Origin of the sequence: Acinetobacter sp. YH12249 (genome assembly GCF_013417475.1) — a bacterium.
GTDB lineage: Bacteria > Pseudomonadota > Gammaproteobacteria > Pseudomonadales > Moraxellaceae > Acinetobacter.
Genome location: NZ_VPDX01000043.1, coordinates 1 through 14,296, shown reverse-complemented (window position 1 = coordinate 14,296; position 14,296 = coordinate 1). Strand labels below are relative to the sequence as shown.

General features: G+C 41.4%; 11 protein-coding genes and 7 tRNA genes. 4 read left to right on the top strand and 14 right to left on the bottom strand.

Annotated elements, in window-relative coordinates; all coding sequences use genetic code 11:
* Window positions 1–141: 141 nt before the first annotated feature.
* Both FTV25_RS15100 and FTV25_RS15095 read right to left on the bottom strand, forming a co-directional pair.
* On the bottom strand, window positions 142–2,907 hold the full coding sequence (locus FTV25_RS15100) for a pitrilysin family protein (protein WP_180004460.1): 2,766 nt from the start codon (window positions 2,905–2,907) through the stop codon (window positions 142–144).
* 141 nt (window positions 2,908–3,048) lie between these two features.
* Entirely contained in the window at window positions 3,049–3,870 is an 822-nt protein-coding gene (locus FTV25_RS15095; RefSeq protein ID WP_180004458.1) for a PhzF family phenazine biosynthesis protein, read from the bottom strand.
* A gap of 116 nt (window positions 3,871–3,986) precedes the next feature.
* Between FTV25_RS15095 and FTV25_RS15090 the strand changes: the two genes are divergently transcribed.
* Complete coding sequence (locus FTV25_RS15090) at window positions 3,987–4,571, top strand: flavin reductase family protein (RefSeq protein ID WP_180004456.1); 585 nt, start codon at window positions 3,987–3,989, stop codon at window positions 4,569–4,571.
* A gap of 120 nt (window positions 4,572–4,691) precedes the next feature.
* Window positions 4,692–5,426 carry a hydroxyacylglutathione hydrolase gene (gene gloB / locus FTV25_RS15085; RefSeq protein WP_180004454.1) on the top strand — a complete coding sequence of 245 codons (735 nt, stop codon included), beginning with the start codon at window positions 4,692–4,694 and terminating at the stop codon, window positions 5,424–5,426.
* Window positions 5,427–5,437: 11 nt separating this feature from the next.
* Here the strand turns inward: gloB and FTV25_RS15080 are convergent, their stop codons facing one another.
* Complete coding sequence (locus FTV25_RS15080) at window positions 5,438–5,710, bottom strand: hypothetical protein (RefSeq protein ID WP_004786360.1); 273 nt, start codon at window positions 5,708–5,710, stop codon at window positions 5,438–5,440.
* Between the two features lie 418 nt (window positions 5,711–6,128).
* On the opposite strand from FTV25_RS15080, the gene FTV25_RS15075 reads away from it, so the two are divergent.
* Window positions 6,129–6,332 (top strand): hypothetical protein, encoded by a 204-nt coding sequence (locus FTV25_RS15075; protein ID WP_004786362.1) that lies wholly within the window; start codon window positions 6,129–6,131, stop codon window positions 6,330–6,332.
* Window positions 6,333–6,476: 144 nt separating this feature from the next.
* Here FTV25_RS15075 and FTV25_RS15070 read toward each other — a convergent pair.
* The 9 genes from FTV25_RS15070 to FTV25_RS15030 form a co-directional block, all read right to left on the bottom strand.
* Window positions 6,477–6,561: transfer RNA gene (locus tag FTV25_RS15070), tRNA-Leu, on the bottom strand.
* Between the two features lie 40 nt (window positions 6,562–6,601).
* Window positions 6,602–6,675: transfer RNA gene (locus tag FTV25_RS15065), tRNA-Trp, on the bottom strand.
* A gap of 33 nt (window positions 6,676–6,708) precedes the next feature.
* Window positions 6,709–6,793, bottom strand: a tRNA-Leu gene (locus tag FTV25_RS15060).
* 352 nt (window positions 6,794–7,145) lie between these two features.
* Window positions 7,146–7,231, bottom strand: a tRNA-Leu gene (locus FTV25_RS15055).
* Between the two features lie 384 nt (window positions 7,232–7,615).
* Window positions 7,616–7,700: transfer RNA gene (locus FTV25_RS15050), tRNA-Leu, on the bottom strand.
* A 39-nt stretch (window positions 7,701–7,739) separates the two neighbouring features.
* Window positions 7,740–7,813 (bottom strand) — tRNA-Trp (locus FTV25_RS15045).
* 33 nt (window positions 7,814–7,846) lie between these two features.
* Window positions 7,847–7,931, bottom strand: a tRNA-Leu gene (locus FTV25_RS15040).
* Window positions 7,932–8,038: 107 nt separating this feature from the next.
* Entirely contained in the window at window positions 8,039–8,878 is an 840-nt protein-coding gene (locus tag FTV25_RS15035; RefSeq protein ID WP_180004452.1) for a protein kinase, read from the bottom strand.
* Entirely contained in the window at window positions 8,850–10,358 is a 1,509-nt protein-coding gene (locus tag FTV25_RS15030) for a DUF3336 domain-containing protein (protein WP_180004450.1), read from the bottom strand. The genes FTV25_RS15035 and FTV25_RS15030 overlap by 29 nt, the downstream gene beginning before the upstream one ends.
* 189 nt (window positions 10,359–10,547) lie before the next feature.
* Between FTV25_RS15030 and FTV25_RS15025 the strand changes: the two genes are divergently transcribed.
* Window positions 10,548–11,420, top strand: coding sequence for an ATP-binding protein (locus FTV25_RS15025; RefSeq protein WP_180004448.1), 873 nt, complete (start codon window positions 10,548–10,550; stop codon window positions 11,418–11,420).
* 56 nt (window positions 11,421–11,476) lie between these two features.
* Here FTV25_RS15025 and FTV25_RS15020 read toward each other — a convergent pair whose 3' ends face one another.
* Window positions 11,477–12,520: a hypothetical protein gene (locus tag FTV25_RS15020; protein WP_180004446.1), complete on the bottom strand. Its 1,044-nt coding sequence runs from the start codon at window positions 12,518–12,520 to the stop codon at window positions 11,477–11,479.
* 529 nt (window positions 12,521–13,049) lie between these two features.
* Window positions 13,050–13,988 (bottom strand): sensor domain-containing diguanylate cyclase, encoded by a 939-nt coding sequence (locus FTV25_RS15015; protein WP_180004444.1) that lies wholly within the window; start codon window positions 13,986–13,988, stop codon window positions 13,050–13,052.
* Between the last annotated feature and the right edge of the window lie 308 nt (window positions 13,989–14,296).

The following is a 14,296-nucleotide window of genomic DNA, read 5'->3' as shown; positions in this document are numbered from 1 at the left end:
TTCAAATGGCGATTCAGCGTTTAATTGGTTTTGGGAAAAAAGAAGAGTTTAAGGAAATTTTGGCAATTTTAAGAAAGCAGAATCCTGATAGGATAAGGGTTCTGTGAAATTTGTCGTGTACAGAGTAAAAAATTACAGAGTTTATTTCACTTCTTTCCCATACTGATCCGCCATGACTTCGACCAGTTGATCCGGTTTAACATATTTTTTGATAACGGCATCGACATCTGCCTTGGTCAGCTTGGCAATCGCCTGATCACGTTTCTCCCGATAGATCAGATTACGATCTTTTTCCAGTTGTGGAATCAGCATGCTGTGAATACGGCGATCATCTTCTAGTGCAGTGACGCGCTGTTTCAAAATCGTGGCTTTCGCTGCTTCAACTTCCTGCTCGGTTACCCCTTTGGCCAGAAGCTCATTCAATACCTTATGCACCGCTTGTGACACCTGTGCTGATCGGCCAGGCGTATAATTCGCCTGAATGCCTAATGCGCCTGAATCAATCCATTCATCATACTGAGCATTGGCACTGAAGCCATAAACCAGCGCATTTTTCTCACGCAGTTCCTGTGCTAAACGTGAAGACAACTGAGAATCACCCAGAATATGCCGGAAGACCAGCATGGCTGGCAAATCTACATGTTCTGCACCGACCGGGAATGTCATGACAGCCTGATAATGACCGAACTCGCGCTGTTCAGACAACGCATGGATTTTCTGTGCCGGATAAACTGTATATTGACCACTTAAGCGCTCATAAGGCTGCTTCGCTTTCCAGCTCGCAAAGTTATTTTTGAGGACTTTGCTCACGGACTTCGGATTAAATTCCCCTGTCACTGCGATCTGGGCATGATGCGTATTAAAGAACTGCTGATATAACGCTACGACATGTTCACGAGTAGCAGCCTGAATCTGTTTTTTTGCCAGTTCAGGTTCAAAATGATAGCGAAGGTCACCCGGCTGATAAATCTCGGTCGCGCGAGACATGGTCAGGCCGGCCACCATATTGGGCTCAGTATAAGGACGGTCTAACGCAGACAGGCTTTGTCCTTTAATCAGGTCAAACTGGCTCTGCTCAAAGGCCGGTTTATTGAGTACATCCAGCACATACTGGAAAAATTCCTCAAACTTCTCTTTTTTGGCACTGATCTGAATGCTCATGCCATTTTCAGAGGAACTGGCCGTGGCTGAACCACCGGACTCAATAATTTTATCGGCAATCTGTTGCAAGCTCTGGGTTTCAGAAGAACGCAGCAATAAGTAAGCTGTCAGATCCAGAATCTCGCCTTTATTGAACAAACTTTGTGCCGTGCCGAAATTAAGCGCAATGGTGGCATAAACTTTGTCATCCTGAGTCTGGGTCGGGAATAAAGCGTATTTAATACCATTCTTCAGTTTGCCCCGTTGAATCTGCTTGTCCTTAGCCTGTAAATATTGCTTGGACTGCGCCACATACTGCTTTACTTCTGCCTGATAGACACTGACATCTTTCAGCGGTTCTGCTGCTTCAGCCTGCTGGTCCAGAGTTTGAGCCGGCACTTCAGTCTGGGGCAACTCCTGTGCTTTTTTCTGATCTTCTGGTGTCGGCAAGATATTGCCAGAAATACGATATTCTGGCTTAAAGAATGCCTTATACACCTGATTGATCTGATTGACATCCAGCTTTTCTATGGCTTGCAGATCTTTGAAATACTGGCTCCAGTCACCTGAATAAGCCACTACATATTCACTTAAACGCGAACCTAAAGCGGTTGCGCTATTTTTAACATTGTCCGCCTGGTTTCGGGTTAGACTTTTAGCCCGGTTTAATTCGGTTTCGTTAAATGGCTGGCTCTGCTCTACACCCTGAATCAAGCCCTGCTCAACCTGCTTGACTTGATGATTTGGCGCATAGATGGCACCCATAAACACCAGATTAAAATCTTTATCCAGCCAGGTCATAGACTGCACCGTAGTAGTTTTACCCGTCTCGACCAGACTCTGATACAGGTGTCCGCTAGGTTGCAATGTATATAAGATTGGAGACATGGCCAGCGTGGTTTTAATACTTTCTTCTGACTGGTTCAGATAAATATTAAATTTGGCCAGATCACTACCCTTTTGCACGGTAAATTCACGCTGTTTGATCTGTTCAGGTTTTAGCGCAGGCACTTTCACCGCTTCAGGCACTTTGCGGGACTGAATTGGACTGAAATGGGTATCAATCTGCTTCAGCACTTCTGCCTTATTAAATTTGCCTGAAATAATCATGAGGGCATTATTCGGTGCATACCAGTGACGATAAAACTGGTTCAGCTCCTGCATCTTGATCGATTGCAGTTCGTTCAAGTCACCAATCGGTAATCGCCCCAGATACTGATTGCCATAAGCTGATTTAAATACCTGATCCATCAGTACGGAAAATGGCTGATCCAGACGGATTTCACGCTCACGTTTCACGATGTCAATTTCAGTCGGCACATACTTTTCTTGCAGGACCAGCTTGTCCATGCGTTCCGCTTCAAGGAAAATCACTTCATTGACCGCGGTCTGCTCAGGACGAATCACATTGGTATATTTGGTTGAGTAATAGTCGGTACTGGCATTGGTCATTAAGGTATATTGATCCAGACGGCGCTGAAACTCATCTCCCTTCACATTTTCCGTGCCTTTAAACGCCAGATGTTCAAGCAGATGCGCTAACCCACCTTTGCCTTGAGGATCATTCAGTGAACCGGTCAGATAAACCGTATTCATAAACACTTTATTTTCTTTATCATTGGGCGCAAGAATAATTCTTAAGCCATTTTCCAGTCGATATTCTTCGATATTCTGTTCTGTTTTCACCAATACCGGCTGTGCAAAACTGGCCGCTGTCCAGCCAGATAATAAAATCGCCAAGCTTAAACGTTTAAAGCGTATTTGCATTGTTCATCCAAATTTTTAAGTGTGAATTTTTATTTACAGTCACTCTGATCTTAGAGAAAAGTCTTTATTATGAATAGTCTATTTTATGAGATGCCAAATAAAATACCGCGCAATTTCACGGTATTTTATTGAGTATGTTAATTAAATATAAAGTTCGGCCAGCATAAACAGTTTGGCATAACCTGAAATCTCAATGCGGCCTTGTTCTTTTAATGCGCAATACAATACACCGCCACGTTGAGAGGCCTGATAAGCTACCAGTTCAGTTTTATTTAATTTCTTCGCCCAGATCGGTGCAATCCCGGTATGAATTGAACCCGTTACCGGATCTTCATTAATCCCGTTACTCGGTGCAAAATAACGTGATATGCAATCATATTGGGTATCACCAGCGGTAATCGCGACATCCAGTAATGGACCCGCTGCTGTAATCGCGGTTCTTTTTCCATTCAGCTGCTTCAGCAATTCAATATTTGGCTGCTCTTCTAATACATCCTGCACTGATTCATATTCAATAATATAACCTTGTGTATTCAGATAAACATTTTTAAAAGGCTTCGTCAGCGCCTGTCTTAAGGCTTTCGGATAATCTGTGATGAGTTCAGGCTGACGGATCGGGAAATTCATCCGGATTTTGCCATCCTCATCCTGGCGTACTGTAAAAATGCCCAGATCTTTGACATGAAAATAAATGGTTTTTGCAGAGCTAAAGTCCTTGAACAATACAAAGCTGCTGGCCAATGTGGCATGTCCACAAAAATCCACTTCCTTGGTCGGCGTAAACCAGCGAATTTCGTAATTTTCTGCATCCAGCACTTTGATAAAAGCGGTCTCAGACAGATTATTTTCCAAGGCAATATTCTGCATCAGGTGATCATCCAGCCAAGCATCCTGCACGATGACTGCAGCAGGATTTCCCTTAAATAGAGACGTCGTAAAAGCATCCACCTGGTACATTTTCATTTTCTTTACTCCTGTATGTAGGTGTTTAGTTTAAAAGCTTTTTTCCAGAAGAGGAATTTTATATGCTGTGGATCAGATGATTTATTTTTCTCCCTTTTCACTCATTAAGGTTCTTTATGAACAATTCACATATTCAAACTGTACCTTTAGAAAAAGCCTATCGCCTGATTACGCATGGTCCAACAGTACTGGTATCTGCCAATGATGGGCAAGACACTGATGTCATGGCCGCTGCCTGGGCATGTGCACTCGAATTTAGTCCAGCAAAAGTCACCGTAGTGCTGGATAAAAGCACCAAGACCCGAAAAATAATTGAAAATTCAGGCTACTTTACCCTGCAGATTCCGACCCTTAAACAGCTGAAAATGGTCTATAGCCTGGGGACATTGAGTCTGTACAATGACCCAGACAAACTGGAGCAATCCGGTGTGCAGTTATTCAAATTCGCAGATCAAGAGATCCCAGTTGTAGAAGGTTGTGCCGCCTGGATTTTATGTGAGCTGATTCCCGAGCCACATAACCAGCAAGCCCATGACCTGTTTATTGGTAAGATCATTGCCGCTTATGCCGATGATCGGGTGTTCCGTGATGGGCACTGGTTCTATCATGAAGTCAGCGAAGAATGGAAAAGTATTCATCATGTCGCCGGTGGTCACTTCTATACCATTGGCGAAGCTGTCGCAGTAAAAGATGCAGAATAAATAACTGATCTTTTTAAACAAATCATATAAAAAATTCTTGCAAACAGGCGACCTTGACCACAGTCAGACTGCCTGAATTTATGCTACTTTATCCATAATATCTGTTTGGTCTGATGTCTTATGATGCCGTTTAAAATCCACTGTATTGATGTCAAAAACTCATTACAAAATTATATCTGGTTACTTGAACATACACCGACGCATCAGGTCGTGGTCATTGATCCCACTGAAGCTGCGTTAGTTCAGAATTACTGCGCCGAACATGGGCTTGAGCTGAGTCAGATCTGGCTCACCCACTGGCATAAAGACCATATCGGGGGCGTTCCGGATTTAATTCAAAAGCAATCATTACCGGTATATGGCCCAAAAGCTGAGCTGGAAAAAATTCCGTTTATTAACCATCCACTTGAACATGACGACCAGTTCAGTTTTCATGGTGTTGAGGTACAGATTATTGCCGTACCGGGACATACCCTAGGCCATATCGTGTATTTCCTGGATGCTATTGATGTGCTGTTCTGTGGCGATACCCTGTTTGCCATGGGCTGTGGGCGGGTATTTGAAGGCACTTATCAGCAGATGTACCACTCTCTGACTCGTCTGGCTGCCTTACCGCCACGTACCCAGGTTTATTGCACGCATGAATATACGCTGTCGAATGCACAGTTTGCCAAACATGTAGAACCGGATAATCCAGCAATTCTGGAGCGTTTCGAACAGGTTGAGCGTATGCGCATGCTTGGACAATGCACCTTACCCAGTACTATTGCAGCAGAACTGGAAACCAATCCTTTTTTACGCGCAGACAGTGTCGAAGAGTTTCAACATTTACGCGTGATGAAAGACTCGTTTTAAACTATAGCTGCTTAGAGCAGCTGATGCTTCTGAGCATAGTCATCCAGTTCCTGCTGGGTGACCACTCGTACCGCATTCATTTCATCAATCCTGACCAGCAATAATCCACCCAAAGCAGGTTGATAACGGCGCGCACTGCCAAATGGCGTATACGCCACCTTGGACTGCACTGAAAAATCCAGCCAGTCTTCATGGCCCAGCATCACAGCAACAGGCTCCTGCCCTTGTTGCTGCATAAGTTCAATTTGCTGTTTGACGTACTGTTCAATATTTAATTCAGTCATCATCAATCTTATTTAAATTATATCCATGACAGTATAAAGCGTTGAGCTTAAAACCATGACCTGAATACTTGGAAACTTTGCTGGATTGTATATTTTTAAGCCTTACTCAAACTCTAAAACTTTAAACCACGCTAATTCCTAATTTAAAATGAATAACAAATAAACAATTATTGATTTAAATATTTGAATATTAATAACTATTCAAAAAATTATTTAGGCTTAAAATTAAAATATTTAGTTACAACATCTTGAAAATAATAAAAAACATAGACTTAGATTAAAAACCCTATATTTCGTCTATATTATCTTGTTCATTAAATCCGCAAATTCAATTAAATTAATTTAAATAAGGGTATTTGCCCTTTAAAACGAAAATTCTCACCCTTATCTATGATTTAACTGATGAAGGAGTTATCTCGTGAAAAAAGTGGTTAAAGCAAAAAACGTTCTCGCATTTAGACTTTGGTTAGAAAAATTGGGGTATTCGGTTCGCACCCTGGCAGACAATCGTGGTTTTAGTTTCAGTTTTAAAAAAGAATATGGTCTGGTGACCTGCGATCTTTCAGGTAATGCATTGGCCATGCAGCTGGGTGAGGAGTTTGAAGATCATCTGAAAGCTTAAATTTAATTAATCAATGCACTCATGATTTACCCTTTTATTTGAGTAAAATTCTATTATTCCTATAATCAGCCCATTTCGATGGGCTTTTTTTCGTTTATAAAATTTCAGGCAAAAAAAACAAGGCATCAACCTTGTCTCTTTTGATGGTGGGGACGGAGAGACTCGAACTCTCACACCTCGCGGCGCTGGAACCTAAATCCAGTGCGTCTACCAATTTCGCCACGTCCCCATCAGGGTACCAACTTAGTGTTGGACTTTTTTTCAAACTTTGGCAGAGGATCAAGGATTCGAACCTTGACGAACGGTTTTGGAGACCGTCATGCTACCATTACACCAATCCTCTACTCGGCCATTTTACTCAATCTCTTGAGTAAATTGGTGGGGACGGAGAGACTCGAACTCTCACACCTCGCGGCGCTGGAACCTAAATCCAGTGCGTCTACCAATTTCGCCACGTCCCCGATGGCTGTGTATATTATAGAGATAGCAGGTCATTGACAAGTGATTTTACAAGCAATCACTGCCTATTCCGCTATAAATTAAACAGTTAATGCAATTTTTTTATTTTTTATAAGATTTAACAAGAAAACTCGGCCTTATGAGGTTTCTTTGCTACTGCTTTGAACTTAATCGCTAAGCTTGTCTAGCTCAATCCTAGCAGATCAGACCTCTAGAACCACACTTATCTTGATCAAGCATGTTGTTTAAACAATAAATTAATTCAATACAAAGAATAAAAAGCCAAGCCAAGAAAAATATCGCACTAAAATTCAGGCAAAAAAAAACAAGGCATCAACCTTGTTTCTTCATATATGGTGGGGATAGAGAGACTCGAACTCTCACGCCCAGAAGGCGCTGCGACCTGAACACAGTGCGTCTACCAATTCCGCCATATCCCCGTGGCTGTGTATATTATAGCGATCGCATCCGGTTGACAAGCGATTCTATGATCAACTCAGTGTTTTTATATCAAAAATTAATCAGTTAATTCTATGATGATTAAATACTGGCTTATTTCTAATGAAACCGCTTAATTTCAATCCTCTCATTCCAAGAATCAAATTATTTGAAAGGGTGTTGAATATTAATTTTAATGTTATCTGGATTAGCCAATTGATTGAGTATTTTAAAAGACTTCCCTCTTCTCTTCTTCATTAATACTTAGTTTGAGTATTTAAAATCTACTCATCGAAAGTAAGCGAATAATAAGGCTGGAATTAAAAGATGGCTTAACCTTAAATTTCAGGCAAAAAAAAACAAGGCATCAACCTTGTCTCTTTTGATGGTGGGGACGGAGAGACTCGAACTCTCACACCTCGCGGCGCTGGAACCTAAATCCAGTGCGTCTACCAATTTCGCCACGTCCCCATCAGGGTACCAACTTAGTGTTGGACTTTTTTCAAACTTTGGCAGAGGATCAAGGATTCGAACCTTGACGAACGGTTTTGGAGACCGTCATGCTACCATTACACCAATCCTCTACTCGGCCATTTTACTCAATCTCTTAAGTAAATTGGTGGGGACGGAGAGACTCGAACTCTCACACCTCGCGGCGCTGGAACCTAAATCCAGTGCGTCTACCAATTTCGCCACGTCCCCGATGGCTGTGTATACTATAGGGATCAATTTCACCTGACAAGCTCTTTTTAAGAAAAAACCACTCGTTTGATTAAATAAAAAACAATATACAATTTATTGTATTTTTCTCATGCAATTTCAGTAAGTAAGGCCTGTTTTACGGCTTTGAAATCAGACAATCTATCCTGTGAGTGCTTTCGAAGCATATTTTGTAACAGGCTTTGCAAAGCTTGATATTGTGCAGGAAGCTCAGGTTTAAAATGCTGACAATGCAATAATGCCCAATCTTGATAATCTGTCGCTTCTAAACGTTGCCCTGTAAGCCACTCATAAAAAATGATACCCAGCGCATAAACTTCGCTCTGTAGCGACTTGGCTTGCCCTTGGAACAATTCGGGCGCCATATAACGAGGCGTTGCGTTCATTGCTTGGCTGGTAGTGTTGAGGGGCTGCACCTGCTCAAAATCAATCAAACAAACCCGATTCTGATAAATGACAAAATGCTCTCGTTTGAGATCAGCATGCAGATACCCGAGTTCTTGTAAGCTTATCAACGGTTTTAATGCCCGTAGCATATGTTGACGAATTTCTTGAATTGGGAATAACTTAGGACATACATCAAAATGCGCTGGCGCATCAGTCAAAATCAAAGCCTGATTGAAAGATTTATTTCCAATCTGAAATGGCTTTCGAATAATTTGATGCGGAAGCATGAAAGTCCGCCCTTCTTGCTCACCACAAGCTTCATAAAAATCCAGCTCACACCTTAAGCCAGTCTGGGCATGCTGAGAAACATCAGGAAAATCTAAGGTTTGGGTTTTCAACCACAGTGCTGACCCAGTCTCAGGATTAACTTCTAGATAATAAAGACGGCGGCCAAAACCCAAACTTCGGGCTTTGGTCTTAAGCTGGAAGTTAAGCTGATGCAAATTGGCGGGGTTAAGTAACAATGTATTCCTGCTTGACATCTGGAGCATGCTGATAATTTAGCAGTTCCAGACAATGCTGAATAGTTTTACCTACCCGCTCCTGAGTTTCAATCAGGGAGATTTTTGGCCAGGTCGCCCGCTCACCTTCACGTTGCAGCACCTTGAACAAATGCGGACGAGGATTTTGCAGCATATAGCTGTAATGACGCAGGCTATATTTACCGACGATATTCACATCACCATAATAACGTTGATCCACTACGCCATAACCATGATCCAGCAAACGGCGGACTGGCGGCAAACTGCCCGCATGCTCACGGGCGAAATCCATAATCCCTTTGGTAAATACCACACTCTGACGGCGTACAATGCGTTTCGGCCAGCTTAAAGTCCCTTTACGGAAGCGTGAAATATCATCCTGCATAAAAGGCACAATGTGCGGATTGGCCTGACTGGCAATGGTGTAATTGATATTGTACAGCCGCGCCATTTTCTCCTGCGGGAAATCACTACGGACACTGCCATCTACCCAGCGTGTTGCGCCCATATAAGGCGTATATTGACCATCATGGCGTTTACTGGTGAGACGTACCGGTGGGAACAGAATCGGCACGGCACAAGATGCCAGTACCGCACTCCAGACCAGTACATCTGGAGAGGTATAAGCATTCATGATCCGGGCATCCTGCGCAGCATCATAAGGTGCGACTGCAATATTGATATGTAGACCGGAAGTTTTTAGTGCTTCTTCAAAAGTCATATCTCCCAGGTTTTCAATCAGGAATTTTTTCAGGTATTTGACATCCGCCAGACCACCATTACCCTTCATTAATTCACTCATGGTACGGAAATGGAAGGCTTCATGGAAAAAGTTATGGCCTTTTAAAATATCTACATACTGCGCAGGTTTGGAGACGCCTAACATCGCTGTCATAATTGCACCAGCACTGGAACCCGACATCACTCGAGGTAACAGATCTTGTTCCATTAACGCCTTACATACACCGGTATGAAATAAACCGAGTGTGGCACCGCCCGAGAACATTAAGGCTGGCTGACCATAAGCACGTTGGCAGTGTTCAAAATATTCAATTTTCTCTTCAAGAGTCAGACAGGTACATTGTGCAGAAGCAATATAAGCCAGGCCGAGACTGACTTCTTCTACATAATCCTCAATAATTTTTTTAGTGCCGACATACGTGACGGTAAACAGTAAAGGATGGGCAATATTGGCAATATCGTAACTCAGCCCTTCACGCAGGATATACATCAGGTCACGAGTGCGTTTCTGCTGACGGTAACGTTTTAATTTCCCCAGTCGATGCGCAATCACTTCGGCATCAAAATACGGTGAACTATTATCCAGCTTCCATTCTTGTGCCCCAGATTCTTCATCGATCTTTAAGGCAATATATTTCCATTCTTCGTAAGTTTCAGCCTGTTGCAATTGCTGCTTCAGCTTTTTGATACGATAGGCCTGATGTGGATTGATATCCTGAGTAAAATCTTTAAACAGCATCTGCCCTCTTCCCTATATTGTAATTTTCAGACATCCTGCAGCCATGAACAAAAAACAGGCATCTATTTTCTTTGTACTACAATAACGAAAATTCACCACTTTAAGCAAATTATCACACTTTCCAGACTTTGACTGTGAATTTTACAGTGATAGTATTCTAGCCATAATTGTAAAAGTACTGCTCAAATCATGGCGAAAATTGATTTACCTGACAATATCTTAAATGCTCTTTCTACTGTCCTTCTCCAGCTCCAGCAAAGTCTGCCTAAATTAAAACAAAGTCCTGATTTTTCTGCTTATGCCTATAAATGGCAGGCTGGAGAACTCAAACCCATTCACCAGCTCAAACAGATTGAACTGGCAGATTTAAAAGGTATTGAGCGACAAAAAGAAAAAGTCATTCAGAATACTTTGCAGTTTCTAAAAGGATTACCTGCCAATGATGTCTTACTGACTGGCTCTCGCGGTACAGGCAAATCTTCGATTGTGCGTGCCTTGTTGACTGAATATGCAGATCAGGGCTTACGTCTGATCGAAATTGAACGCGATGATTTGTCAGATCTTCCACAAATTCAGCAACTGATCGCCGGTCGTCCGGAAAAGTTTATTGTCTATTGTGATGACTTGGCCTTCAATGCGGAAGATGAAAACTATCGCAGTCTGAAAAGTGTGCTAGATGGTTCATTACAGTCCGGTTCAAGTAATTTTGTGATTTATGCGACCAGTAATCGTCGTCATTTATTGCCGGAATTTATGCATGAAAATACGCCAGTAACCAAAGTGGATGTACCGCAATATACCGAATTGCATCCACAGGAAGCCATTGAAGAGAAAATTTCACTGTCGGATCGTTTTGGTTTATGGCTGTCGTTCTACCCGATGGATCAAAACCTGTATCTGGAAATTGTCGAGCATTATCTGAAAAAGGCAGATATGCAAATGACAGCTGAAGCCCGTGCTGAAGCATTACGCTGGTGCCAGGCACGAGGACAACGCTCAGGTCGTGCAGCCTATCAGTTCTCTAAACACTGGATTGGTTCGCAGCAGTTGAATTCTCTGTAAATTCTTCCCCAAATAAAAAAAGCTCCATGATGGAGCTTTTTTTATAAGGTTAGTTCTTATTTTTTATTGCCAATAATCGTTGACCACAGCAGGTCATCCAGCTCACTGCCATTGAAATAGACAGTCGCTTTTAAGGATTCAGGCTGATTCTGTTTGACCTCAATCACCTGATCATAACTGTCAGTAATTTCAAGCACACCCTCTTTCGGCAGATGCTTATAATTATTTAACACCGTTTCGTCCATCTTGAATGGTGTAGTCGTATTAAAATCAAAACTATAACGATAATCCGCCAGATTGGGTTGACCAATAATGCTGCCGCTGCTGGTTAAGGTACGGATACCATTACTGCCACTACCATAGTCATCTACAAGGCTATAGTTGTAATTACGCACCAGCAGATATTCCTTGCTCAGCTCATCATACTCAGCGCCAGATTTACCCGCATTCTTGTCTTCCGCTACACGCTGAAATTCCAGACGGTCAATTTTATAGCTTTCCAATGCACCTAGATTGTTTTTGCTTTTGGTATGAACAATCGTACCTGAAATCAGATAATCATCTTTTAGATTAAAATTAACATTGGAACCATAACGTACATTGCTAAAGGTCAAGGTCGTAGTATCACCATTGACTGTCTGGGTAATGGTTGAATCTTTGCGATAGGTTTTATCCAGAACAATACAGTTATTTTTATCTGTTTTTAATTTAAAGGTTTTCACCGCACCATTGGTATTCACCTCCGAACAGATCAGATTTGGATACTTGATGCTATTCACACCCAGATTATAAATCTTGATAATACGGCCCGTGCGTCCATAAGGATAATCTGCAAACACCTCACCAATCATATGACCTAACGCAACGTTATAGTCCGTATCATTACTGGTGCTATTGTTAATTTTGTCGCGGATTTTCTCGATGATATCGCGATCCTCAAAAGGAATAAATTCTTCTGAAAGTTCAGGAGAAATACTCTCCTCTGGAACATTTGGTGGTGTAGTCACTGTAGGATTGTCTGAGCTACCTCCACTGCCACCACATGCTGTAAGCAAGCCTGAAACCAACACAAGCCCAAAGAATGACATCTGCTTTTTCATAAAATTTTATTCCCTAGAATTTCTTTGCATTTTTATTCAATGAGAATGAAAGATGGGCGTATTAAAACTGCACAATACAAACCCACTACCTGTCGATGATATTTTTTCTGGACAGTATTTCTTACACTCTGATCGTGCTTTATCTTTTAATAAACTAAGGATTAACTCTGTAATTTTAATTTATATTTCATACAACAATGCTCATTAAAAAATAAGATGTTACTTCTAGAGCAAGGTCTTATTAGTTCTCATAACTAACTCTTAGAAACCAACCCAAATAACACATATTTTCTTTACAACAATACTTATAAAATTTGTAACCGTTAGGTTAAAAAGTCGAAAAGTTATCTTTTGAATAGCCGGGTTTAAAGAAGAACTTAGGTTGCTTCTAGACAATTAAAATTTGAATAAAACCTAAAAATAAGAATAAAAGGAAATTAATTACTTCTATTTATTGTAGAAAAAACTTGGCAGCTCATGGCTGAACATTCTCAGACACCTCCTTAAAAATATTAAAAATCAAAAATATTTAAATAGACTTTTTCCAGCGCTTGTACTCAAACATATTTTTGTCTGCTTGCCACTGTGCTTCAACCAGGCCAGTCGTTGGATGACGCATCGCCATACCAAATGCGGCTTCAATTTTTGCTTCTGCAAAGGCTTCAATTAAACGATCGAGCAAACGCTCAGCTCCCGCTTTATCATTTTCTATGCTCAGAATTACGAATTCATCACCACCGATACGCGCCACAATATCATTGCTACGTACATTTTCTTGAAGGACTTGTGCTGTATGCTGAATTAATTTATCACCTTCCTTGTGCCCCAGACTATCATTCGCTTTTTTCAGGTCATTCAAGTCTATAAATAAGATCGCAGCCGGATGACCGTACTGTTTACAACGTTCTTCTTCTGCCTGTAGCAGTTTCTCCCAGGCACGACGGTTATATAACCCAGTCAGTTCATCTTTACTGGCTTGTAGCTGTAGCAGTTCTTGCTGACGGATTTGCTCGTTCTGACGCAACTCAGCTTGTAAGATGGAGCTCAAAAGCTTGCTAAATAACTCGACCATCGCCAGATCCTGAATGATGGCATCTGACTTGGCTTCAGGATCAACCGCACATAATGTCCCAAATAGACTGCCATCTTCTTTAAAAAGTGGTTGACCAATATAGGATTTGATGCAGAAATGCTGGTTAATTGGCGCAGTCGCATATAAAGGAATTTCTTCAGAGCGAGGCGCGATTCTTGGTCCTTTGCCTGTGACCATATGACAGCAGAAAGAATTGGCCCATTCAAATACCTGACCTGGCTGGACAGCATAGCCATGATCTTCGCTTTGCAGCACAATCCAGTCATTGTCTTCTACCCGGGTGATCATCCATAAATTAAAGCCAAAATGCTGATGCAGATATTTTAAAACTGCCTGTCCCGCATCCTGAAAACCTTTAAAACTGATATTATCCATCCGAAATAGTCTCTGCATCATTCCGCATATAATAGAGTGGGATTTCTATATTATTAAACTATTTTACGGTATCAATAAGAAAATACTTACTGTGGTAGAGTTAAAATAATTAATTTATTAATATTATTTGTTGAATATTTCTACTCCACAAAAGCAATCTAATAAAAAAAGAGGCTTAAGGCCATTGCTGTCCCACAATTTTTCACAAGAGGAAGCTCAAATGAGCTTCCTCTTGTTTTATGGGTATTTTATCGGGTGAAAATAAAGCTTTTAAAGTTCTTCTTTCAAACAAATTCACTTGAATTATT